This window comes from Streptomyces griseoaurantiacus, from assembly GCF_036189845.1.
GTDB classification, from domain to species: Bacteria; Actinomycetota; Actinomycetes; order Streptomycetales; family Streptomycetaceae; genus Streptomyces; species Streptomyces griseoaurantiacus.
In genome coordinates, this window is sequence record NZ_CP108326.1 from 1,684,449 (window position 1) to 1,707,704 (window position 23,256).

The window sequence follows — 23,256 nt, forward strand, 5'->3', positions numbered from 1 at the left end:
CTTGCGCCGTCCGAGCCCTGCTGCGCATCGAGCTGTCTGCTCCGGTCGGTCAGAGCTGGTTGCCGACGAAGACCGTGAGGTCGACGAGGCGGTTGGAGTAGCCCCACTCGTTGTCGTACCAGCCGAGGATCTTCACCGTCTTGCCCTCCTGGACCATGGTCAGGGAGGAGTCGAAGGTGCAGGAGGCCGGGTCGCCCACGATGTCCGAGGAGACGATCGCGTCCTCGGTGTAGAACAGGAAGCCCTTGAGGTCGCCGTCGTCGGCGGCCTTCTTGAACGCGGCGTTGACCTCGTCCTTGGTGACCTCGCGCTGCAGCTCCACGACCAGGTCGGTGGCCGAGCCGGTGGGCACCGGGACGCGCATCGCGATGCCGTCGAGCTTGCCCTTGAGCTGCGGCAGGACCAGCGCGGTGGCCTTGGCGGCACCCGTGGTGGTCGGGATGATGTTCTCCGCGGCGGCACGGGCGCGGCGCAGGTCCTTGTGCGGGAAGTCCAGGATCCGCTGGTCGTTGGTGTACGCGTGCACCGTCGTCATCAGGCCCTTGACGATGCCGAAGTTCTCGTCGAGCACCTTCGCCATCGGCGCCACGCAGTTGGTGGTGCAGGAGGCGTTGGAGATGACGTGGTGGTTGGCGGCGTCGTACTTGTCCTGGTTGACGCCCATCACGATGGTGATGTCCTCGTCCTTGGCCGGAGCCGAGATGAGGACCTTCTTGGCGCCGCCGGCGATGTGCTTCTCGGCGTCCGCCTTCTTGGTGAAGATGCCGGTCGACTCGATCACGATGTCGACGCCGAGCTCACCCCACGGGATGTCGGCGGGGTTGCGCTCCGAGAGGACCTTGATGGTCTTCCCGTCGACGGTGATGGTGTCCTCGGTGTGCGACACCTCGGCCTTGAGACGGCCGAGGATGGTGTCGTACTTCAGCAGGTGAGCGGTGGTCGCGGTGTCACCCAGGTCGTTGACAGCCACGATCTCGATGTCTGCACCCTGCTCCAGCAGCGCGCGGAAGTAGTTACGACCGATGCGGCCAAAGCCGTTGATGCCTACGCGGATCGTCACGAACCGATCTCCTCGTTGGTACGCCGGGTTCGACGCCGGCGAGCTGTATGGGATGTCCCCGACCGCCTACGACCCTACCTCCCCGGGGCCTCCCGGGTGACATTGAGACGCCCGGTATGCCGCGAGGCGGACCTTACCGGCAAGTAGGGGGTGGATCATCCGGAACCACCGGCCGCCCGGACCGTCCGGAGGGGGCGGCGCGGCGGCCCGGCGGACAGGCCCGCGGCGGCCTTCTCAGCCCACGAGGTTGTCCGCCATCTCCTCCGTCAGATTGGACTCCGTGCCGGGGATGCCGAGGTCGGAGGCGCGCTTGTCGGCCATGGCGAGCAGCCGGCGGATGCGGCCTGCCACCGCGTCCTTGGTGAGCGGCGGGTCGGCGAGCGCGCCGAGTTCCTCCAGGGAGGCCTGCTTGTGCTCCATGCGCAGCCGGCCGGCGGCGGCGAGGTGCTCGGGGACGTCGTCCGCGAGGATCTCCAGGGCGCGCTGCACGCGGGCGCCGGCGGCGACGGCCGCGCGGGCCGAGCGGCGCAGGTTGGCGTCGTCGAAGTTGGCGAGCCGGTTGGCGGTGGCCCGGACCTCGCGCCGCATCCGGCGCTCCTCCCAGGCGAGCACCGACTCGTGCGCGCCGAGCCGGGTGAGCAGCGCGCCGATCGCGTCGCCGTCGCGGACCACGACCCGGTCCACGCCGCGCACCTCGCGGGCCTTGGCGGCGATGGAGAGCCGGCGGGCGGCGCCGACCAGGGCGAGCGCGGCCTCCGGGCCGGGGCAGGTGACCTCCAGGGAGGAGGAGCGGCCCGGCTCGGTGAGCGACCCGTGGGCGAGGAAGGCCCCGCGCCAGGCGGCCTCGGCGTCGCAGGTGGCCCCCGAGACCACCTGCGGCGGCAGGCCGCGGATCGGGCGGCCGCGGCCGTCGACCAGGCCGGTCTGGCGGGCGAGCTGGTCACCGCCGGCGACCACCCGGACCACGTAGCGCGAGCCGCGGCGCAGCCCGCCGGGTGCCATCACGATCAGTTCGGAACCGTGGCCGAAGATCTCCAGGATGTCCCGCTTGAGGCGGCGGGCCGCCATCGCGGTGTCCAGCTCCGCCTCGATCACGATGCGGCCGCTGACCAGGTGCAGTCCGCCCGCGAACCGCAGGATCGCCGAGACCTCCGCCTTTCTGCAGCAGGTCCGGGTGACGGGTAGCCGGGAGATCTCGTCCTTCACCGCTGCCGTCATCGCCATGGGCCGATCCTTCCATGCATCCGAAAAATACGGTCGTACGCGGCGGCCAACAGCTCCGGGTCGTGCCGCGGAGTGCCGTCGGTCCGGGCCACCGGCGCCAGCTCGACCGCGGCACCGAACCGCTGTGCGGCATCGGTGAGCACCTCGCGGTCGGGCACGGCGGCCTCGTCGGCCAGCACCACGTCCAGGGCGAGTTTAGGGGCGTGTCGTGCCAAAACCTCCAAATGACGCTGCGGGGAGAAGCCCTCGGTTTCTCCGGGCTGCGGGACGAGGTTCAGCGAGAGGACCCGGCGGGCCTTCGTGGACGTCAGCGCGTCGAGCAGTTGGGGCACCAGCAGGTGCGGGATGACGGAGGAGAACCAGGAGCCCGGGCCGAGCACCACCCAGTCGGCGTCGAGGACCGCCTCGACCGCCTCGGGGACGGCCGGCGGGTCGTTCGGCACCAGGTGGACGGACTGCACCTCGCCCGGGGTGAGCGCGACGGTGGCCTGGCCGCGGACGGTGTCCACGTCGTCCGGCCGTGCCGGATCGTGGCCCCTGACCAGCGCCTGGAGTTCCAGCGGCACGGCGGACATGGGCAGCACCCTGCCGTGCGCGCCGAGCAGCCGGCCGACCAGGTCCAGGGCCTGGACGTGGTCGCCGAGCTGTTCCCACAGGGCGACGATCAGCAGGTTGCCGACCGCGTGTTCGTGCAGGTCGCCCTGGGACTGGAAACGGTGCTGGATGACGCGGGCCCAGGTCTGGCCCCAGTCGTCGTCGCCGCACAGCGCGGCCAGCGCCTTGCGCAGGTCCCCGGGCGGCAGCACACCCAGTTCGTCGCGGAGGCGTCCGCTGGAGCCGCCGTCGTCGGCGACGGTGACGACGGCCGTGAGGTCCCCGGTGATGCGGCGCAGCGCGGCGAGCGAGGCGGACAGCCCCATGCCGCCGCCGAGGGCGACCACCTTGGGCTGGGCGCCCCGGCGGCGCGGCTTGCCGCCGCGCGCCTCGGCGGGCCGGGCCGGGCGGCCCTCGGCCGGCCGGCCGCCGCGGCTCTCGGGCACCGCCCGGCGCAGCCGTCCCAGCCGCGGCGTGCGTCCGGTCACTCGCGCCCCATGTCCCGGTGGACGACGACCGTCTCCACGCCCTCGGCCGCGAGGCGGGCGGCGAGCTTCTCCGACATGGCGACCGAGCGGTGCTTGCCGCCGGTGCAGCCGACCGCGATCGTCACGTAGCGCTTGCCCTCGCGCCGGTAGCCGGCGGCGACCAGGCGGAGCAGCTCGGCGTAGCGGTCGAGGAACTCCTTGGCACCGGGCTGGTTGAAGACGTAGGCGGCGACCTCCTCGTTGAGGCCGGTGAAGGGACGCAGTTCCGGGACCCAGTGCGGGTTGGGCAGGAACCGCATGTCCACGACCAGGTCGGCGTCGACGGGGAGGCCGTACTTGAAGCCGAAGGACATGACGGTGGCCCGCAGCTCGGGCTCCTCCTCGCCGGCGAACTGGGCGTCCATCTTGGCGCGCAGCTCGTGCACGTTCAGGCTGGAGGTGTCGATCACCAGGTCGGCGTCGCCGCGCAGTTCGCGCAGCAGTTCGCGTTCGGCGGCGATGCCGTCGACGATGCGGCCGTCGCCCTGGAGGGGGTGCGGGCGGCGCACCGACTCGAAGCGGCGCACCAGGGCCTCGTCGGAGGACTCCAGGAAGACGATGCGCCGGGTGACGTGCCGGGCCTCGAGGTCGGCGAGGGATTCGCGGAGGTTGTCGAAGAAGCGGCGGCCGCGCACGTCGACCACGACGGCGATGCGCGCCACGTTGCCCTGGGAGCGGGCGCCCAGCTCCACCATGGTGGGGATGAGCGCGGGCGGCAGGTTGTCGACGACGAACCAGCCGAGGTCCTCCAGACACTTGGCCGCCGTGGAGCGGCCGGCTCCGGACATGCCGGAGATGATCACCAGCTCGGGGATGGCCGTCTCGGGCGCCCCGGGCGTCCCGGCCGTGTCGCTGCCCGTACTCACCTGTGCTCCGTCGTCGTGGGGTGTGCCGCGCCCTGGGGCGCGTGGCACGGGGGTCTCCTGAGCGGCCCCCTGGCCATTGTCCTGCCTTCCGCCGCGGCTGGTGCCCTCGGCCGTGATGTCCTCGGGCGGGATGCCCTCCGGTCGGTCGGCGCTGTGCTCGGTCATGTCTCCTGCCCCCGTCGTTCCTGCGAGGTGCCCGCGGACACGGGCTCCTGAGGGGGATCCGCCGTCCCGGCCGGGCCGGCGGGCTCCTCCTCTTCAATGATCTCTCCCGTCGCGGTGTTCACGGCGGGCGCGGCCGGGGCCGAGCGGGCGAGGGCGACGGCGATGGTCTCGGCGGTCTTGCGGCCGATGCCCGGAACCTCCTGTATCTGGTCCAGGGTGGCGGCGCGCAGCCGCTTGACCGAGCCGAAGTGCTTGATCAGTGCCTGCTTGCGCGTCTCGCCGAGACCGGGGACGTCGTCCAGCGGGCCGGAGCGCAGGCGCTTGGCCCGCTTGGTCCGCTGGTAGGTGATCGCGAAGCGGTGGGCCTCGTCCCGGATGCGCTGGAGGAGGTAGAGGCCCTCGCTGGTGCGGGGCAGCACCACCGGGTCGTCCTCGCCGGGCAGCCAGACCTCCTCCAGCCGCTTGGCCAGTCCGCACACGGCGATGTCGTCGATGCCGAGTTCGTCCAGCGCCCGCTGGGCGGCCGCGACCTGGGGCTGACCGCCGTCGACCACGACGAGCTGCGGCGGGTACGCGAACCGCTTGGGCCGGCCGTCCTCCTCGGTGAGCGCGGCCTCGCCGTCGGACCACTCCCCCGTCTTCTCCTTGTCGGCGAGGTAGCGCCGGAAGCGGCGGCCGAGCACCTCGTGCATCGACCGGACGTCGTCCTGGCCCTCGAAGCCGCGGATCTGGAAGCGCCGGTACTCGCTCTTGCGCTGCAGCCCGTCCTCGAAGACGACCATGGAGGCCACGACGTCCTCGCCCTGGAGGTGGGAGATGTCGTAGCACTCGATGCGCAGCGGGGCGCTGTCCAGGCCGAGGGCCTCGGCGATCTCCTCCAGGGCGCGTGAGCGGGTGGTGAGGTCGGAGGCGCGCTTGGTCTTGTGCAGCACGAGCGCCTGCTGGGCATTGCGCTGCACCGTCTCCATCAGCGACTTCTTGTCGCCGCGCTGCGGGACGCGCAGGGAGACGTGGGCGCCCCGGCGGGTGGTGAGCCATTCCTGGACGGGTTCCACGGGCTCGGGCAGCGCGGGGACGAGGACCTCCTTGGGCACCGAGTCGCCCGTCTCCTCGCCGTAGAGCTGCTGCAGGGCGTGCTCGACGAGGGCGCCCGTGGTGATGTCCTCCACCTTGTCGGTGACCCAGCCGCGCTGGCCGCGGACCCGGCCGCCGCGCACGTGGAAGATCTGGACGGCGGCCTCCAGCTCGTCCTCCGCGACCGCGACGAGGTCGGCGTCGGTCGCGTCGGCGAGCACGACCGCGTTCTTCTCCATGGCCTTCTTCAGGGCCCCGATGTCGTCGCGCAGCCGGGCGGCCCGCTCGTACTCCATGTCCTCGGCCGCCTCCGCCATCCGCGCCTCCAGACGGCGGATGTAGGTGCCCGTGCGGCCGGTCATGAAGTCGCAGAACTCCTCGGCCAGTTCCCGGTGGTCCTCGGCGGAGATCCGCTCCACGCAGGGCGCCGAGCACTTGCCGATGTAGCCGAGCAGGCAGGGGCGGCCGGTGCGGGCTGCGTTCTTGAACACCCCGGCGGAGCAGGTGCGCACGGGGAAGACGCGCAGCAGCAGGTCGACGGTGTCGCGGATCGCCCACGCGTGCGCGTAGGGGCCGAAGTAGCGCACGCCCTTCTTCTTGTGACCGCGCATCACCTGCACGCGCGGGAACTCCTCGTTCATCGTGACCGCGAGATAGGGGTAGCTCTTGTCGTCGCGGTACTTGACGTTGAAGCGGGGGTCGTACTCCTTGATCCAGGAGTACTCCAGCTGCAGCGCCTCCACCTCAGTGGACACCACCGTCCACTCCACGGACGCGGCGGTGGTGACCATGGAGCGCGTGCGCGGGTGGAGGTTCGCCAGGTCCTGGAAGTAGTTGGCCAGGCGCTGGCGCAGGCTCTTGGCCTTCCCGACGTAGATCACCCGGCGGTGCTCGTCGCGGAAGCGGTACACGCCCGGGGAGTCCGGGATCTGGCCCGGCCTGGGGCGGTAGCTGGAGGGATCGGCCATGTCACACACCCTACTGGCGGGCACCGACAGCCGGTCCTCGTGCGCCAGGCCGCCCCAGGCCGGGAACCCGCGCGGGGGTCGGGCCCCGGCCAGGTTCCCGGCGGGGGGCGACCGGCTTGCGCACTCTTGTTGTCCTTACATGGTCAACACGCTTCAATGCGGGGAAACCCCCGGGTCCGGAAGACGGCGTTCCCCCTCGGTGCCCCGGCGCCCCGCGCCCGTCACCGCGCCCGGCCCCCGCGCGCGGTCCGACCAGCCGTCGCGCACCGAAGAGAAAGGCCCCCTGCATGCCGCATGGCACACAGCACGCGGATCCCGGCACCGCGGAGTTGGAGACGGCACTGCGCCGCGGCCCCTTCCATGTCGCCCTGCGCGCCGCGATCACCGCGCGCGGGCTGCCGCTGCAACGCGTCCAGCACCATCTGTCGCGGCACGGGGTCAAAGTCGGGGTGACGAGTCTCAGCTATTGGCAGCAGGGCGCACGCCGCCCCCAGCGCCCCGAGTCGCTGCGTGCGGTGCGCGCGCTGGAGGAGATACTCCACCTCCCCGAGGAGTCCCTGATCCGGCTGCTCGCCTCGGCCGAGGAGGAGCCGGGCCGGACGGCGGGCCGCTCCTATCGCTCCCTGATGGAGGCGTCGGGCGTGCTGGAGGAACTGCTCGCCGAGCTCGACGCCCCGCGCGACGGCGGCCTGCACAGCATCGGTCACCACGAGTACGTGCGGATCGGGGGGCGCCGGGAGCTGCTGGGGCGGGACTCCCAGCACATCGTGCGCGCCCACCGGGACGGGGTGGACCGCTTCCTCGCCGTCCACCACGGCGACCCTGGCTCCGTCCCGGAGCACGTCGTGGTGCGCGCGCTGGAGAACTGCCGCACGGGGCGCGTGCTGCGGCACGACGGGACGGGGATGGTGGTGGCCGAACTCCTCTTCGACATGCGGCTGCGCGCCGGGGACACGTTCCTGTTCCGCTACGGGTTCGAGGACGGCACGGCGGGCCCCAGCCGCGAGTACGTACGGGGCTTCCGGGGCGCGGGCGGCCAGTACGCGCTGCAGGTGCGGTTCGACGGCGCGGCGCTGCCGGTGCGCTGCCACCGGTTCAGCCAGCACTCGACCGCGGCGCCGCGCGGCGGGCGCCAGGAGCTGCGGCTGAGCCGGGAGCACCGGTCGGTGCACCTCGTCGAGCAGCGGGTGCGCTCGGGGATCGTGGGGATCGCCTGGGACTGGGAGTGACGGGCGCCGGGGGGCGCCGGTGCGGGGGCGGTGCAGGGGGCGGTGTCCCGGGGCCCGGGGGCCCGCGCCGCGGGGGGCCGGCCTCGTGGCAGGTCGCTCAGGCCTTCGGGCCCGCGACGATCCTGCCGCCCTTCGCCTCGACGGGCAGGGCGTGCAGCGGCTCGGTGGCCGGGGCCTGGAGCACCTTGCCGGTCGTGGCGTCGAACTCACTGCCGTGGCAGGGGCAGGTGAGGGTGGTGCCGGACAGCTTGTTGATGGCGCACCCGGCGTGCGTGCAGATCGAGCTGAACGCCTTCAGCGCGCCGTCGCCCGACCTGCTGACCACCACGTTCGCGTCCCGGTAGAGCTTCGCGCCGCCCTCGGGGACCTCGCTCTCGGCGCCCAGGTCCACCGGCGCGGTGGGCGTGGCGGGGGCCTTGCCGCCCTCGCCGGTCGAGCAGGCCGCGAGCCCGAGGCCGGCCACGGGAGCGAGCGCCGCTCCGCGCAGCACGGTGCGGCGCCGGGCGGTCGTCGGGCTGCCGGTCGGGACGGTCTCCACAGGGCTCTCCTCGTCGTGGTGCGGGCCCTGCTGGTGCGGGCCGTGGTGCGGGTGCCGACGATACCGGCACGGAGCATTCCGCCCGTATCCGGCCACCGGGAGCCGGGTTCCGGACACCGACTCCCCCGGTCACCGGCCGGCGCTCGATCCTGAGCGCGTCCGTCCGTTTCGTGGCGGGAGCCGCCCGTTTCGGTCCGGTCGGCGGCCCGGTTTCCCCGGCACGCGCCCGTACCGGTCCGGTGCCCCGTACCGCTGTTTACGTGCGCGGTCCGCATCGGATACCTTCGCGCCCCGTATCCCAGCCGGCCCGAGAAGGGACCCCTTTCGTGATCGTCGTCGCCGGTGAGGCACTGATCGATCTGGTACCGCAGGGCGCCGGGGCGCTCGCGGCGCTCACTCCGGCGCTCGGTGGCGGCCCGTACAACACCGCCGTGGCGCTCGGCCGCCTCGGCTCCCCCACCGCCTTCTGCTCCCGGGTCTCGCGCGACCCCTTCGGCGAGGCCCTGCTCGAACGGCTGCGGAAGTCCGGGGTGGACGTCTCCGCCGTCCAGCGCGGCCCCGAGCCGACGTCACTGGCGGTCGCCACGCTCGACGAGGGCGGCTCGGCGGCGTACTCCTTCTACGTCGAGGGGACCGCCGACCGGTTGTTCACGGTGCCGCAGGGGCTGCCCGAGGGCACCCGGGCCGTGTCCTTCGGCACCTGTTCCCTGGTGCTGGAGCCGGGCGCGAGCACCTACGAGGAACTGCTGCGGGAGGCCTCGGGGCGTGGTCTGTTCACCACGCTCGACCCCAATGTCCGCACGGGACTGATCGCGGACCCGGACGCCTACCGGGCCCGCTTCCGGAGCTGGCTGCCGTCGGTGACGCTGCTGAAGCTGTCCGCGGAGGACGCCGAGTGGCTGGGCGGTACGCCCCGCGAGTGGCTGGAGGCCGGTCCCGCCGCCGTCGTGGTCACCCACGGCGGGGACGGGCTGACCGCCTTCGTCCGGGAGCCCGGCGGGGTGGACTCCGTGTACGTGGCCCCGGGCGAGAAGGTGGACGTGGTGGACACGATCGGTGCCGGTGACACGGTCAACGCGGCCTTGCTGCACGGCCTCGCCGCCCGTGACGCGCTGTCCGCGGCCGCGCTCACGGGGCTCGGCCCCGAAGGCTGGCAGCGGCTGCTCCGCTTCGCGGCCCGCGCGGCGGCCGTCACCTGCTCCCGCGCGGGCGCGGAACCACCGTACGCCGCGGAACTGACCGGCGCGTGACGGCGCCGACCGGGGCGTGACAGGGCGGTCCGGGCCGCGCGAGGGGCGGCCCTGACCCGGCCCAAGGGTCCGGCCGGCCGGGCGAGGGTCCCGGCCGGCCGGGACCTGCGAACCTGTCCGGGCCCTCGGCCGGTCAGCCCTTCGCCGCCGTCTTCCTGCGGGCCGTGGTCTTCTTGGCCGCCTTCTTCGCGGGCTTCTTCACCGGCGCCGCCGCGTCGCTGATCCGCTCCGGCGAGAGGATCTCCCGCAGGAACTTGCCGGTGTGGCTGGCCGGGACGCCCGCGACCTGCTCCGGGGTGCCCTCGGCGACGACGAGTCCGCCGCCCGCGCCGCCCTCGGGGCCCATGTCGACGAGCCAGTCGGCGGTCTTGATGACATCGAGGTTGTGCTCGATGACGATGACCGTGTTGCCCTTCTCGACCAGTCCTTCGAGCACCTTGAGGAGCTTGCTGATGTCCTCGAAGTGCAGGCCGGTGGTCGGCTCGTCCAGGACGTACACCGTCCGCCCGGTGGAGCGGCGCTGCAGCTCGCTGGCGAGCTTGACGCGCTGGGCCTCACCGCCGGACAGCGTGGTGGCGGCCTGGCCGAGCCGGACGTAGCCGAGTCCGACCTCGGTCAGCGTCTTCAGGTAGCGCGAGATCGCCGGGACCGCCTCGAAGAAGTGGCGGGCCTCCTCGATCGGCATGTTCAGGACGTCGGCGATGGACTTGCCCTTGTAGTGGACCTCCAGCGTCTCCCGGTTGTACCGGGCGCCGTGGCAGACCTCGCACGGGACGTAGACGTCCGGGAGGAAGTTCATCTCGATCTTGATCGTGCCGTCGCCCGAGCAGTTCTCGCAGCGGCCGCCCTTGACGTTGAAGGAGAAGCGGCCCGGCAGATAGCCGCGCACCTTCGCCTCGGTGGTCTCCGCGAACAGCTTGCGCACGTGGTCGAAGACGCCGGTGTACGTGGCCGGATTGGAGCGCGGGGTGCGGCCGATGGGCGACTGGTCGACGTGCACCACCTTGTCGACGAGGTCGTCGCCCTCGACCCTCGTGTGCCGTCCGGGGACGTTGCGCGCGCCGTTCAGCTCGCGGGCCAGGTGGGTGTACAGGATGTCGTTGACCAGCGTGGACTTGCCGGATCCGGAGACACCGGTGACGGCGGTGAAGACGCCGAGCGGGAACGAGACGTCGATGTCCTGGAGGTTGTTCTCCCGGGCGCCGTGCACGGTGAGCCGGCGGGAGGGGTCGATCGGCCGGCGGACCTCGGGCAGCGGAATGGCCTTGCGGCCCGAGAGGTACTGCCCGGTCTGCGACTCCTCGTTGTCGAGCAGTTCCTTGACGGAGCCGCTGTGCACGACCTTGCCGCCGTGCTCGCCCGCGCCGGGGCCGATGTCCACGATCCAGTCGGCGACCTTGATGGTGTCCTCGTCGTGCTCGACGACGATGAGCGTGTTGCCCATGTCGCGCAGCCGCACGAGGGTCTCGATCAGCCGGTGGTTGTCGCGCTGGTGCAGCCCGATGGACGGCTCGTCCAGGACGTAGAGCACGCCGACGAGTCCGGAGCCGATCTGGGTGGCCAGCCGGATGCGCTGGGCCTCGCCGCCGGAGAGCGTGCCGGCCGCGCGGTTGAGCGAGAGGTAGTCCAGGCCGACGTCGACCAGGAACCGCAGCCGCTCGTTGACCTCCTTGAGGACGCGCTCGGCGATCTTCTTGTCCCGGGCCTCGAGCTTCAGCTCGCCGAGGAAGTCGGCGCAGTCGCTGATCGACATCGCGGAGACCTCGGCGATGGACCGGCCCATGACCGTGACCGCGAGGACGACCGGCTTGAGCCGGGTGCCTTCACAGGTCGGGCAGGGCACCTCGCGCATGTAGCCCTCGAAGCGCTCGCGGCTCGTGTCGCTCTCGGCCTCGCCGTGCCGCCGCTTGACGAAGTTGACCGCGCCCTCGAAGGAGGCCATGTAGACGCGCTCGCGGCCGTACCTGTTGCGGTAGCGGATCTCGATCTGCGTCTTGTGGCCGTACAGCAGGGCCTTGCGGGCGCGCTGCGGCAGTCCCGCGAACGGGATGTCCGTGCGGAAGCCGAGGGCGTTTGCGAGGGCGTGGATCTGGCGGTCGAAGTAGTCCTTGGTGTGTCCGTGCGACCAGGGGTGGATCGCGCCCTCGTCGAGCGACTTGTCCGGGTCGGGGACGATCAGCTCGGGGTCGACCTCCATGCGCGTGCCGATGCCGGTGCACTCGGGGCAGGCGCCGAAGGGCGAGTTGAAGGAGAAGGAGCGGGGCTCGAGCTCCTCGAAGGACAGGTCGTCGTACGGGCAGTAGAGGTGCTCGGAGAACATGCGCTCGCGCTCGGGGTCGTCCTCGGGGAGGTCGACGAAGTCGAGCACGACCATGCCGCCGGACAGGCCGAGGGCGGTCTCGACGGAGTCCGTGAGGCGGCGCTTGGCACTGTCCTTGACGGTGAGGCGGTCGACGACCACCTCGATGGTGTGCTTCTCCTGCTTCTTCAGCGTGGGCGGGCTGGAGAGCTGGATCGTCTCGCCGTCCACACGGGCGCGGGAGTAGCCCTTGGTCTGCAGGTCGGCGAAGAGGTCGACGAACTCGCCCTTGCGCTCGCGCACCAGCGGCGAGAGCACCTGGAAACGGCTGCCCTCCGGCAGTTCGAGCACCCGGTCGACGATGGCCTGGGGCGACTGGCGGGAGATGGGCCGGCCGCACTCGGGGCAGTGCGGCTTGCCGATGCGCGCGAAGAGCAGCCGGAGGTAGTCGTAGACCTCCGTGATGGTGCCGACCGTGGAGCGCGGGTTGCGGGAGGTCGACTTCTGGTCGATGGAGACGGCCGGGGAGAGGCCCTCGATGAAGTCGACGTCCGGCTTGTCCATCTGGCCGAGGAACTGCCGCGCGTAGGAGGACAGCGACTCGACGTAACGCCGCTGCCCCTCGGCGAAGATGGTGTCGAAGGCAAGCGAGGACTTGCCCGAACCCGACAGGCCCGTGAAGACGATGAGCGAGTCCCTGGGCAGGTCGAGCGAGACGTTCTTCAGGTTGTGCTCACGCGCGCCACGGACGATGAGACGGTCGGCCACGCCGGTCCGCACCTTTCTTGAGGGAAGTGACAGGGGCGGGGCCCCCGTCATTTCCAGACTAGGGGGAGCCACTGACAACGCCGGTCGGATTCTGTGCTCCGTAACAACCCCGGACCATCCAGCATGCCCGACGCCACGGTCGAGCTTATAGCACGTACATTCGATTTCCGGGCGGAGTGAGCCACCTTCACCCGAAGGAGTGGCGGGGCTAGGGTCGGCGGCATGATGGATCACGCCCGCGACCTGGCCTCTCTCCGTGACGCGACCGACCGGCTGCTGAGCGCAGCCGCCGCACTGGACAACGCCGCTGTGACGGAACCGTCACGGCTGCCGGGCTGGACCCGAGGTCACGTCCTCGCCCATCTCGCCCGCAACGCCGACGCCCTTGTCAACGTGCTCCAGGGGCGCCCGATGTACACCTCGGCGAAGGCCCGTGACGCCGACATCGAGAGGGACGCCCCGCGCCCGCTGGACGTGCACCTCGCCGACGTGCGGGAGAGCGCGGACCGCTTCGCACGCGCGGCGGACGGGATCACCGACTGGTCGCGCACGGTGGAACTGCGCAACAGGGTCACCGACGCTGCGGCCCGGGTCCCGTTCCGGCGCTGGATCGAGGTCGCGCTGCACCACGTCGACCTCGGCATCGGCCACGAGCTGGAGGACCTGCCGCCGGAGTTCACCGCGCGCGAGACCGCCTTCCTGGCCGAGCGCTTCACCGGCAACCCCGAGGTGCCGGCCACGCGTCTGACGGACGGCACGCGCGCGTGGACCACGGGGCGGGTCGCCGGCGCCCCCGAGATCACCGTGACGGGCCGCCCGGCGGATCTGCTCGGCTGGCTCTCCGGCCGCCGCGACGGCGCAGCGCTGGGCGTGGAGGGGGCCGGCCTGCCCGTCCTGCCCCCGCTGTGACGCCCGGCACGCCGCTATAGGCTGGCGGTCATGACGTACAGCGGAGCGGTGAGGGTCGGCGGTCCGGCCGATGTGCACGAGCTGCAGGACCTGATGATCACCAAGATCGCGGTCGGCCCCATGGACAACAACGCCTATCTGCTGCGCTGCCGGGCCACCGACGAACAGCTCCTGATCGACGCCGCGAACGACGCCCACACCCTGCTCGGCACGATCGGTGACGACGGCATCGCCTCCGTCGTCACCACGCACCGGCACGGCGACCACTGGCAGGCACTCGCCGAGGTCGTCGCGGCCACGGGCGCGCGCACGTACGCCGGCCGGGAGGACGCCGAGGGCATCCCGGTCCCCACGGACGTGCCCGTCGACGACGGCGACACGATCCGCGTGGGCCGCGTGACGCTCACCGCACGCCACCTGGTCGGGCACACCCCGGGTTCGATCGTCCTCGTCTACGACGACCCGCACGGGCATCCGCACGTCTTCACCGGGGACTGCCTCTTCCCGGGCGGGTTGGGCAACACCCGCAAGGACCCGAAGGCCTTCGCGAGCCTGGTCCACGACGTCGAGACCAAGATCTTCGACGTGCTCCCGGACGAGACGTGGGTCTATCCCGGCCACGGCAACGACACCACCCTCGGCACGGAACGGCCCCACCTTCCGGAGTGGCGCGCACGAGGCTGGTGACCCGGACCGCGGATCAGCCGGCGGCCCCTCGAACATCCGCCCGGGGGGCCGAGTAGTGGTCGGCGTCCTCGGCGGTCAGCGCACGGATCCTCGCCGTGTCCCCTTCGCCGCGGAGCGAGACGTACGAGTGGGAGAGGCGGAGGAGCGCTCGACCGCCACGCCGTCCGGGAGCCGTGCGGTCAGCGCGCCGAGCACGCGCTCGAAGACGTCCGCGCCCTCGGGTCCGGTACCCCGCCCGATCGCGAGACCGATGACGGGTTTCGCGGTGCGTAACGGGGTTCCCGCTCCGGGGACGCCCGCAGGGGTCATCGGGTCGCGCCCGCGACGAGGTGGTCGCCGGGGATGCCGTCCTTCTCCGGGCGGTAGTAGTCCCGGATGCCGTCCGCCCAGACGGCCACGGGGACGCGGTCGCCCTCGACCGGCCCGAAGGCCTCGAACAGGGCGTCGATGTTGGCGCGGCGGAAGCCGATGGCCGTCATCAGCGCGGTGAAGTGGGGGCGCTCCACGAAGCCGTCGCCGTTCGGGTCGCCCATGGCGGCCAGGGCCTCCGCGAACTCGTCGACCGTGGGCTCGAAGCGCTGGGGGTCGAGCACGATCGCGGTGAACTCCTCGGGGCTGATCCGGCCGTCGCCGTCGGCGTCCAGTTCGCGGACCAGCGTGTCCCAGTAGCCGCGGAAGGCGTCGAGCATCCTGCTCTTCGCGCGGTCGCCGGCCTCGGGCACCGCCGCGGTGACCCGCTCCCCCATCAGCGCGAAGTCCTCCGGTTCCAGGACGCCGTTGCCGTCGGCGTCGAAGAGGGAGAAGACAAGTGCGACGCGGTCGTTCGCCTTGGTCGTGGGCATGGTGTGTCACCTCTGTGTGGGCGCTGTTCGGCAGGACGCCGCCGGATTCGGCCCCGGCGGCACCACCCACTGTCCGGTCCCCACGGGGGCCCTGGCGGAGAAAGCCGGGCACGTGCACACGAAGGGAGGGAATTCGCGGCGGCGCGCATGAACGGCACGCCCATGGAGAACGCCGCCCCACGAGGGGGCGGCGCGGGCGTTTTGGAGGAGCCGCTCAGGTGGCCGCGCGGCCCTCCGCCGCCAGTGCCGCGACCCGCTCCACCGCGAAGGCGTACCCCTGCGCCCCGCACCCGGCGATGACCGCGTCGGCGCGCAGGGAGACGTAGGAGTGGTGCCGGAACTCCTCGCGCCGGTGGATGTTGGAGAGGTGGACCTCCACGACCGGCAGCCCGTCGCAGGTGTTCAGGGCGTCGAGGACGGCGACCGAGGTGTGCGAGTAGGCGGCGGGGTTGATCACGATGCCGGCGTGGTGCAGGCGCGCCTCCTGGATCCAGTCCACGAGTTCCCCCTCGTGGTTGGACTGCCGGAAGTCCACCGTGCCCCCGTGCGCGGCCGCGGCCTTGACGCAGAGCGCCTCGATGTCGGCGAGGGTGTCCCGGCCGTAGATCTCCGGCTGCCGCTGCCCCAGGAGATTGAGGTTGGGCCCGTTGAGAATCATGATCGGGGCGCTGGCGAGGGTGCGCGGCACGGTACCTCCGGTCCTTGGGAACTGTCGGCGGCCCGTCCGGACCGCCGCTCGACCCCGGTCTATCACGGCGTGCCGGGGGACGGTGCTCCGCTCCCGGGGCTCCCGGGCGGACCGGTCAGCGCGGCGGCGGTCACGGCTCAGGGGTTGATCGCGAGCTCCAGGTAGGCGGCGAAGAGGACCAGGTGGACGCCGCCCTGAAGAGGCGTGGCGCGGCCCGGGACCACGGTCAGGGAGCTGACGACGACCGTGAGCAGGAGGAGCACCATGTGCAGCGGGGCCAGTCCCAGTTCCAGGGGTCCGGCGAGCCAGACGGAGGCCGCGGCCACGGCGGGGATGGTGAGGCCGATGCTGGCCATGGCGGAGCCGAGGGCGAGGTTCAGGCTGGTCTGCACGCGGTCGCGGCGGGCCTGACGCAGCGCGGCGATGGTCTCGGGCAGCAGTACGAGCAGGGCGATCGCCACGCCGACGACGGCCTGCGGCAGTCCGGCGGCCGCCACCCCGGACTCCAGGGTGGGCGACACCCCTTTGGCCAGGCCGACCACCCCCACCAGCGCGGCACCGAGCAGGGTCAGGCTGATCCAGGACTCCCGCACGGACGGCCGCGAGGCGTGGTCCTCGGCCCGGATCACCTCTCCCTGCCGGGTGATGGGGAGGAAGTACTCCCGGTGGCGCACGGTCTGGGTGGTCACGAACAGCGCGTAGAGGATCAGCGAGGAGACCGCGGCGAAGACGAGCTGGGGGGTGGAGAACTCGGGGCCGCGCTTGCTCGTGGTGAAGGTCGGCAGCACGAGGCTGAGGGTGGCCAGCGTCGCCACGGTGGCGAGCGCGGCGCCGGTGCCCTCCGGGTTGAAGACCGCCGTGCCGTGCCGCAGCGAGCCGACGAGGAGGCTCAGGCCGACCACGCCGTTGCAGGTGATCATCACCGCCGCGAAGACGGTGTCCCGGGCGAGCGTGGCGCTCTTGTCGCCGCCGTCCGCCATGAGGGTGACGATGAGGGCGACCTCGATGACCGTGACGGCGACGGCGAGCACCAGGGAACCGAAGGGCTCGCCCACCCGGTGCGCGACCACCTCGGCGTGGTGGACCGCGGCCAGGACCGCCCCGGCCAGCACCAGGGTCACCACTGCGACGACCGGCCCGGGCAGCTCGCGTTTCCAGGTGAGGACCAGCAGGACGACCGCCAGCAGGGGCACGACGGTCGTCCACCGGGTGACGGTGCGCCCGTACCGAACGATCATGACGCGATCGTCGCAGAGTCGTACGAGGCACGCATGTCCGGCCGATGCTCCCTTGCCGGCACCGTCACACGTCCACGCTGTTCCGGTCGGCTTCCCCGTTCCCGGTCCCGGTCCCGGCCTCGGCCGCCGCGGCGGTCTCCTGTTTCCGCGAGGCCATGAGGCTGGTGATCGTGGTGACGATCAGGACGCCGCAGATCACACCGAGCGAGACCGGTATGGAGATCTCGGGCACGTGCACCCCGGACTCGTGCAGCGCGTGCAGGACCAGCTTCACTCCGATGAAGCCGAGGATGACGGACAGACCGTAGGAGAGATGGACCAGCTTCCTCAGCAGTCCGCCGATGAGGAAGTACAGCTGCCTGAGCCCCATCAGGGCGAAGGCGTTGGCGGTGAAGACGATGTACGGGTCCTGGGTCAGGCCGAAGATCGCCGGGATCGAGTCGAGCGCGAACAGCACGTCCGTCGTGCCGATCGCCAGCATGACGACGAGCATCGGGGTCATGACCCGCTTGCCGTTCTGCCGTATCCACAGCTTGGTGCCGTGGTAGCGGTCGGCGACCCCGAACCTGCGCTCGACGGCCTTGAGCAGTTTGTTCTCCTCGAACTCCTCGTCCTCGTGGTCGGCCCGCGCCTCCTGGATCAGCTTCCAGGCCGTCCAGATGAGGAAGGCCCCGAAGAGGTAGAAGACCCAGGCGAAGCTGGCGAGGATGGCGGCGCCCGCGGCGATGAAGGCCGCCCGCAGCAGCAGGGCGATGAGGACGCCGACCAGGAGCACACGCTGCTGGTACTTCGAGGGCACCGAGAACTTCGCCATGATCAGGACGAAGACGAAGAGGTTGTCGACGCTGAGCGACTTCTCGGTGATGAAGCCGGCGAAGAACTCGCCCGAGGGCTCGCCGCCGCCGAAGACGAGCAGGCCGAGCCCGAACAGCGCGGCCAGGACGATCCACACGATCGTCCAGACGCCGGCCTCCTTGAGGGACACCTCGTGCGGTTTTCGCCCGATGAGGAAGTCGACGGCGATGAGGGCGGCCAGGCCCACGATCGTGAGAACCCACAGGGTCACGGATACGTCCACGATGCCTCCGGTCGTATGTCACGGCGTTGTCGGTCGTGTCACCGGAGGTCTCTTCCACCCGTGTCGCCCGGAACGCGAGGGCGCGTCCGGCGCACGGGCCGACGCCCCGGGATCCGTTGGCCGGTCCGTATTGACGGGTGCGTCGCGCAGACGGGGAGTACTCCCCTCCGTACGGACGAGAGTACCCGAATCACCAAGGAAAGGTAAAGCGAGAAGTAAAGAAACAGCCAAACACGCAGGTGGTGGCGGCTTTACCGTTGCTTGACAGAAGTCGTCGGAGAGCGGAACATCTCAGCGGTTCCACTCGCGGCGGGCCGTGGCGACGCGTTCCAGCACCTGCGCGAGCACCCGGCTCCCGAGCGGGGCGCCGGGCGGCTCGTAGGTCCAGGCGTGTCCGACCCACGGGTCCGCGAGATGGTCGTCGGGCACCGGGGTGAGCCGCAGCAGCGCCCGCCACAGCGGGTCCAGGAGCGGCCCGTACCCGGCGGCGTCCTCACGGTCGGCGACCAGCATCAGATGGACGCCCACCGCCGGCCCCTCGTCCGCGAGATAGCGCAGCTGGGTCACCGCGCGGTCGTCGAAACCGTGGGGGAAGTCGTTGACGACGAGCAGTTGCTCGGCCGTGTCGAGGTCCGGGGGCAACGCGTCGGGGGCACCGCCGCGGAACGCCATCTGCAGCAGGTCGACCCGCTGAGTGAGCGCCCCCAGGACCTGGGCGACCGCGGCCGGGCCCGCGCCCGGCGGAGCGGCGAGCACACCGGCCTCGACCAGGGGCGCGAACGCCTCGGCCCCGGAACCCGCCGGGTCGATCACGTGGACGGCGAACTCACCCGCCGGATAGGCGGCGAGCAGCCGCGCGGCATGCGTCACCGCCGTGTCGAGGGCGAGCCGGCGCACCTCCTCGGGATCGACGAGCATGCCCACACCCCCGGGGGCGCGCCCGCTGTCGATCCACATGCCGCGCTCCAGGGGCAGCCGGACCAGCATGGGTATCCGGACGTCCCCGCACTCCGGCAGATGGAGATCTCCCAGGCGCAACGCCATCGGCATCTCCATCGGGACCCGGAAGTCCTGCCAGACGGGACTGTCCCAGCGGGCGAACGCCGGGGGCAGCGCGGGTTCCACGACCTCGGACTCCGCCCGGAGCTGGGCGAGGTCCCGGTCGAGCACCGCCCTGGCCTGTTCCACGAGGTCCGCGTACCGTGCGCGGGCCGCCTCCCGGGCCGCTTCGCCCTGGCCGCCGAGGCGGGCGCGGGGGTCGGCGAGGGCCGCGTCCAGTTCCCGTTCCCGGCGCTGGTCGGCGAAGTCGACGGCGCTGCGGTAGGCGGCCGCCGTCCGGGCCAGGTCCTCGAACATGCCCCACACCTGGTTGTAGAGCCGTTCCTCCATGGACCAGCCGGTCGCGTCCCCCGCGACCGGCGCCGCCGGCCGTCCCGGCGGGGCCGGAGGTGCGGAGGGTGGGGGCGGCGGAGGCGCGGTGCGCCGCCGGGCGGGGTGTGTGTAGTCGACGGGGCCGCCGCCCGCGTCCGGCAGTGGCCGCGGGCTCCCCGTGCCGGTGTCGCCGGTGGTGTCGGCGGGTTCCTGGGACGGCGTCGGCCGGCCCGGTTGCGTGGCGGGCCGTCCCCCCTGGGCGGCGGAGCCGTCGGAGGTGACGCGTGGCGGCGCCACGGAGCGGGAGAGTCCCCGCGTCACCGCGTCGGCCACCTCGTCCGCGAGCCGCCGTGCCTCGGCGGCGTCCCGGCCGGCGAGGAGGTCGGCGAAGAGCGCGGCGAGCCCGCCCGCGTAGCCCTGGCCGACCGCGCGCACCTTCCAGGCGTCCTGTCTGCGGTAGAGCTCCAGGACGACCACCGCGGACTCGCTGTCCAGTCCGGTGACGGTGTAGTTGGCGATCTCGGAGCCGTCCGGCGCGGTCACCGCGACGTAGGGCGCCGGGAGGGCGCCGAAGCGGGCCGGTCCGCCGGTGCCCGTCGGCAGTGCGAGCAGCACCGAGAGGCGGTGGGCGTCCTCGGGCAGCGCCGCCAGGTCGACGGCGAGCCGGTGGTCGGCCGCGACCTGCTGGGAGACCTCGAGGCCGGGCAGGGCGGGTGTGCCGGGGTGGGCCACCCAGGCGGGGCCGGGTGTGCGGCCCTGTGCGTCGCTCAGCACCGCGCCCGCCACGATCGGCTTGCCGGCCGAGATCCGGATCTCCAGTCGGGCCCCGGGCAGTGGATGGTTCTGTCCCCGGACCAGCTCGGCCGTCATCGCCGTTCGCCCCCCTGCGTGCTGTCCTGCGTGTGCTGTTCTGCCTGCTGTCGTGCCGCGGCCGGTTACAGGTGCGGCAGGATCGTCGGCATCAGGTCCTGGAAGGTCCGCCCGTTGGCCGGGGTGCCGAGGGCCGTCATCGACCAGCCGGAGCCGGTACGGTGCACCTTCGCCATGATCTGCGCGGTGTACGCCCCGCCGCCCGCGAGGGTGTAGCGGGCCAGTTCCTGCCCGTTGGTCTCGTCGACCAGGCGGCAGAACGCGTTCTGCACCTCCTGGAACGTCTGCCCCGTGAAGGAGTTGACGGTGAAGACGATCTGGTCGATGTGGACCGGCACCCGCTGCAGGTCGACGAGGATGGCCTCGTCGTCGCCGCCCTGGCCGGCGCCGCCGACGAGGTTGTCGCCGGTGTGCCGGACGGAGCCGTCGTCGCTCACGAGGTGGCGGAAGAACACCACGTCGACCGGCTGCTTGTCCGCGAAGAGCACCGCGGAGGCGTCGAGGTCGATCTCACGGGTGCGCGTGCCGAACAGTCCGCGCCGGGGCGCCGCCTGCCAGCCGAGCCCCATGCGTACCGCGGTCAGCGTGCCCCCGTCGCTCTTCTGCAGACTGATGGCCTGACCCTTGGTCATGTTGACGGTCACGCGCTGTTCCCCTCTCGCAATGTCCCCTGTTGCCGTGGAAGTCCACGGATGACCAGCACTTTACGCAGCGGCAGCGACAGTGCCGAGCCTCGGCGGGAGCTTTGTGTCGGTCTTGCAACACAGTGCGTGCACACCGTGCGGAGAGCCGGAACCGGCCGCCCCGGTCCCTCTCGCACCCCTGCCCGCAGTGCGCCTCCTCAGGCCAGGCCGGCCTCCCTCATCTGCCGCAGTTCCTTCTTCATCTCGGAGACCTCGTCGCGCAGCCGGGCCGCGATCTCGAACTGCAGGTCGGCCGCCGCCGCCCGCATCCGCGTGGTCATCTCCTCGATCTGCTCCGCCAGTGCGGCGGCCGGCCGGTCGGTGGGGACCGTCTCGGCCGGCTTGCCCTTGGCGGCCCTGCCCTTGCCGGCCGGGGTCTCCGGGCCGCCCGGGACCTGGTGGTTGGCCAGCGCGGGAACCGGCGTCCTGGCCCCCTTGCCGTCCTTGCCCTTGCGGTAGCCCGTCCCCAGGAGCTGCTCGGTGTCGACGTCCTCGCGGGCGATCTGGGCCACGATGTCGTTGATCTTCTTGCGCAGCGGCTGGGGGTCGATGCCGTGTGCCGTGTTGTAGGCGATCTGCTTCTCGCGGCGGCGGTTGGTCTCGTCGATGGCCCGTTCCATCGCCGGGGTGATCTTGTCGGCGTACATGTGGACCTGGCCGGAGACGTTGCGCGCGGCGCGGCCGATGGTCTGGATGAGGGAGGTCCCCGAGCGCAGGAAGCCCTCCTTGTCGGCGTCGAGGATCGCCACCAGGGAGACCTCGGGCAGGTCCAGGCCCTCGCGCAGGAGGTTGATGCCGACCAGCACGTCGTACTCGCCGGCCCGCAGTTCGCGCAGCAGTTCGACACGACGCAGGGTGTCGACGTCGCTGTGCAGGTAGCGCACCTGGATGCCGAGCTCGACGAAGTAGTCGGTGAGGTCCTCGGCCATCTTCTTGGTGAGCGTGGTGACCAGGACCCGCTCGTCCTTCTCGGTGCGGGTGCGGATCTCGTGCACCAGGTCGTCGATCTGGCCCTCGGTGGGCTTGACGACGACCTCGGGGTCGACGAGGCCGGTGGGGCGGATGATCTGCTCGACGTGCCCGTCGCCGCGGGACAGCTCGTAGGTGCCCGGGGTCGCCGACAGATAGACGGTCTGGCCGATGCGCTCCTGGAACTCCTCCCACTTCAGCGGGCGGTTGTCCAGGGCGGAGGGCAGCCGGAAGCCGTGGTCGACGAGGGTGCGCTTGCGGGAGGCGTCGCCCTCGTACATGGCGCCGATCTGCGGCACGGTGACATGCGACTCGTCGATGACGAGGAGGAAGTCCTCGGGGAAGTAGTCGAGGAGCGTGTTCGGCGCCGTGCCGGGCCCGCGGTCGTCGAAGTGCATCGAGTAGTTCTCCACTCCGGAGCAGGTGCCGATCTGGCGGAGCATCTCGATGTCGTACGTGGTGCGCATGCGCAGGCGCTGGGACTCGAGCAGCTTGCCCTGCCTGTCCAGCTCCGCCAGGCGCTCCTCCAACTCCTTCTCGATGCCGTTGATCGCCCGCTCCATGCGCTCGGGGCCGGCGATGTAGTGGGAGGCGGGGAAGACGTAGAGCTGCTCGTCGTCGCTGATGATCTCGCCGGTGAGCGGGTGCAGGGTGGACAGGGCCTCGATCTCGTCGCCGAACATCTCGATCCGGACGGCGAGTTCCTCGTAGACCGGGAAGATCTCGATGGTGTCGCCGCGGACCCGGAAGGTGCCGCGGGCGAAGGCCATGTCGTTGCGCGTGTACTGGATGTCGACGAAGCGGCGCAGGAGCTGGTCGCGGTCGATCTCGTCGCCGACCCGCAGGGGGACCATGCGGTCCACGTACTCCTGCGGGGTGCCCAGGCCGTAGATGCAGGAGACGGAGGCGACCACGATGACGTCACGGCGGGTGAGCAGGGAGTTGGTGGCGGAGTGGCGCAGCCGCTCCACCTCCTCGTTGATCGAGGAGTCCTTCTCGATGTAGGTGTCCGACTGGGGGACGTACGCCTCGGGCTGGTAGTAGTCGTAGTACGAGACGAAGTACTCGACCGCGTTGTTCGGGAGCAGCTCGCGGAACTCGTTGGCGAGCTGGGCCGCGAGGGTCTTGTTCGGCGCCATCACCAAAGTGGGCCGCTGCAGCTTCTCGATCATCCACGCGGTGGTGGCGGACTTGCCGGTGCCGGTCGCGCCCAGCAGGACGACGTCCTTCTCACCGGCGCGAATGCGCCGCTCGAGCTCGGCGATGGCCGTGGGCTGGTCGCCGCTGGGCCGATAGGGACTGACGACCTCGAAGGGCGCCACCGTACGTTCGATCGTGGAAACGGGCCGCATGTCATCA

The 23,256-nt window shown here is 71.7% G+C and carries 18 protein-coding genes; 4 read left to right on the plus strand and 14 right to left on the minus strand.

What is annotated here, in order from left to right; all coding sequences use genetic code 11:
• Positions 1-49: 49 nt before the first annotated feature.
• The 5 genes from gap to uvrC all read right to left on the minus strand — a co-directional run bounded on the left by gap (position 50) and on the right by uvrC (position 6,478).
• Positions 50-1,060, minus strand: coding sequence for a type I glyceraldehyde-3-phosphate dehydrogenase (gene gap, locus OHB09_RS07645; protein WP_006143449.1), 1,011 nt, complete (start codon positions 1,058-1,060; stop codon positions 50-52).
• Between the two features lie 234 nt (positions 1,061-1,294).
• The gene (gene whiA, locus OHB09_RS07650; RefSeq protein ID WP_006143450.1) at positions 1,295-2,284 is read right to left on the minus strand and encodes a DNA-binding protein WhiA; all 990 of its coding nucleotides are present in this window, start codon (positions 2,282-2,284) and stop codon (positions 1,295-1,297) included.
• Positions 2,275-3,366, minus strand: coding sequence for a gluconeogenesis factor YvcK family protein (locus OHB09_RS07655; protein WP_328921759.1), 1,092 nt, complete (start codon positions 3,364-3,366; stop codon positions 2,275-2,277). The genes whiA and OHB09_RS07655 overlap by 10 nt, the downstream gene beginning before the upstream one ends.
• A complete protein-coding gene (rapZ, locus tag OHB09_RS07660) occupies positions 3,363-4,436 on the minus strand; it encodes an RNase adapter RapZ (protein WP_328921760.1) in 1,074 nt (357 codons plus the stop codon). The genes OHB09_RS07655 and rapZ overlap by 4 nt, the downstream gene beginning before the upstream one ends.
• The gene (gene uvrC, locus OHB09_RS07665) at positions 4,433-6,478 is read right to left on the minus strand and encodes an excinuclease ABC subunit UvrC (protein WP_191852791.1); all 2,046 of its coding nucleotides are present in this window, start codon (positions 6,476-6,478) and stop codon (positions 4,433-4,435) included. Before uvrC ends, rapZ begins: the two co-directional genes overlap by 4 nt.
• A gap of 287 nt (positions 6,479-6,765) precedes the next feature.
• On the opposite strand from uvrC, the gene OHB09_RS07670 reads away from it, so the two are divergent.
• Complete coding sequence (locus OHB09_RS07670) at positions 6,766-7,707, plus strand: hypothetical protein (protein ID WP_006143454.1); 942 nt, start codon at positions 6,766-6,768, stop codon at positions 7,705-7,707.
• 97 nt (positions 7,708-7,804) lie between these two features.
• Here OHB09_RS07670 and OHB09_RS07675 read toward each other — a convergent pair whose 3' ends face one another.
• Complete coding sequence (locus tag OHB09_RS07675) at positions 7,805-8,245, minus strand: Rieske (2Fe-2S) protein (RefSeq protein ID WP_006143455.1); 441 nt, start codon at positions 8,243-8,245, stop codon at positions 7,805-7,807.
• 326 nt (positions 8,246-8,571) lie between these two features.
• Between OHB09_RS07675 and OHB09_RS07680 the strand changes: the two genes are divergently transcribed.
• Entirely contained in the window at positions 8,572-9,495 is a 924-nt protein-coding gene (locus tag OHB09_RS07680) for a carbohydrate kinase family protein (RefSeq protein WP_328921761.1), read from the plus strand.
• Between the two features lie 133 nt (positions 9,496-9,628).
• On the opposite strand, the gene uvrA is transcribed toward OHB09_RS07680, so the two are convergent.
• Positions 9,629-12,562, minus strand: coding sequence for an excinuclease ABC subunit UvrA (uvrA, locus tag OHB09_RS07685; RefSeq protein WP_006143457.1), 2,934 nt, complete (start codon positions 12,560-12,562; stop codon positions 9,629-9,631).
• Positions 12,563-12,784: 222 nt separating this feature from the next.
• On the opposite strand from uvrA, the gene OHB09_RS07690 reads away from it, so the two are divergent.
• Together OHB09_RS07690 and OHB09_RS07695 are read left to right on the plus strand one after the other, a co-directional pair.
• Positions 12,785-13,471 (plus strand): maleylpyruvate isomerase family mycothiol-dependent enzyme, encoded by a 687-nt coding sequence (locus OHB09_RS07690; RefSeq protein ID WP_191852794.1) that lies wholly within the window; start codon positions 12,785-12,787, stop codon positions 13,469-13,471.
• 30 nt (positions 13,472-13,501) lie between these two features.
• Positions 13,502-14,158, plus strand: a complete 657-nt coding sequence (locus tag OHB09_RS07695) for an MBL fold metallo-hydrolase (protein ID WP_319118532.1) — start codon at positions 13,502-13,504, stop codon at positions 14,156-14,158.
• 305 nt (positions 14,159-14,463) lie between these two features.
• On the opposite strand, the gene OHB09_RS07700 is transcribed toward OHB09_RS07695, so the two are convergent.
• The 7 genes from OHB09_RS07700 to uvrB all read right to left on the minus strand — a co-directional run bounded on the left by OHB09_RS07700 (position 14,464) and on the right by uvrB (position 23,249).
• Positions 14,464-15,000: an EF-hand domain-containing protein gene (locus OHB09_RS07700; RefSeq protein ID WP_006143461.1), complete on the minus strand. Its 537-nt coding sequence runs from the start codon at positions 14,998-15,000 to the stop codon at positions 14,464-14,466.
• 214 nt (positions 15,001-15,214) lie between these two features.
• Entirely contained in the window at positions 15,215-15,688 is a 474-nt protein-coding gene (aroQ, locus tag OHB09_RS07705; RefSeq protein ID WP_006143462.1) for a type II 3-dehydroquinate dehydratase, read from the minus strand.
• Between the two features lie 137 nt (positions 15,689-15,825).
• Entirely contained in the window at positions 15,826-16,926 is a 1,101-nt protein-coding gene (locus OHB09_RS07710) for a calcium:proton antiporter (protein ID WP_006143463.1), read from the minus strand.
• A gap of 64 nt (positions 16,927-16,990) precedes the next feature.
• Positions 16,991-18,004 carry a TerC family protein gene (locus OHB09_RS07715; protein WP_191852832.1) on the minus strand — a complete coding sequence of 338 codons (1,014 nt, stop codon included), beginning with the start codon at positions 18,002-18,004 and terminating at the stop codon, positions 16,991-16,993.
• Positions 18,005-18,295: 291 nt separating this feature from the next.
• Positions 18,296-20,245, minus strand: a complete 1,950-nt coding sequence (locus OHB09_RS07720; protein WP_093595716.1) for a TerD family protein — start codon at positions 20,243-20,245, stop codon at positions 18,296-18,298.
• A 65-nt stretch (positions 20,246-20,310) separates the two neighbouring features.
• Positions 20,311-20,889 (minus strand): TerD family protein, encoded by a 579-nt coding sequence (locus tag OHB09_RS07725; RefSeq protein ID WP_006143466.1) that lies wholly within the window; start codon positions 20,887-20,889, stop codon positions 20,311-20,313.
• Positions 20,890-21,086: 197 nt separating this feature from the next.
• A complete protein-coding gene (uvrB, locus tag OHB09_RS07730) occupies positions 21,087-23,249 on the minus strand; it encodes an excinuclease ABC subunit UvrB (RefSeq protein ID WP_319118529.1) in 2,163 nt (720 codons plus the stop codon).
• Positions 23,250-23,256 lie beyond the last annotated feature (7 nt).

Coding starts and splice junctions, on each gene's coding strand:
- OHB09_RS07695 (WP_319118532.1), top strand. CDS start 13,502: ATGACGTACAGCGGAGCGGTGAGGGTCGGCGGTCCGGCCGATGTGCAC.
- uvrC (WP_191852791.1), bottom strand. CDS start 6,478: ATGGCCGATCCCTCCAGCTACCGCCCCAGGCCGGGCCAGATCCCGGAC.
- OHB09_RS07710 (WP_006143463.1), bottom strand. CDS start 16,926: ATGATCGTTCGGTACGGGCGCACCGTCACCCGGTGGACGACCGTCGTG.
- uvrB (WP_319118529.1), bottom strand. CDS start 23,249: ATGCGGCCCGTTTCCACGATCGAACGTACGGTGGCGCCCTTCGAGGTC.
- OHB09_RS07720 (WP_093595716.1), bottom strand. CDS start 20,245: ATGACGGCCGAGCTGGTCCGGGGACAGAACCATCCACTGCCCGGGGCC.
- OHB09_RS07700 (WP_006143461.1), bottom strand. CDS start 15,000: ATGCCCACGACCAAGGCGAACGACCGCGTCGCACTTGTCTTCTCCCTC.
- OHB09_RS07690 (WP_191852794.1), top strand. CDS start 12,785: ATGATGGATCACGCCCGCGACCTGGCCTCTCTCCGTGACGCGACCGAC.
- OHB09_RS07670 (WP_006143454.1), top strand. CDS start 6,766: ATGCCGCATGGCACACAGCACGCGGATCCCGGCACCGCGGAGTTGGAG.
- rapZ (WP_328921760.1), bottom strand. CDS start 4,436: ATGACCGAGCACAGCGCCGACCGACCGGAGGGCATCCCGCCCGAGGAC.
- whiA (WP_006143450.1), bottom strand. CDS start 2,284: ATGGCGATGACGGCAGCGGTGAAGGACGAGATCTCCCGGCTACCCGTC.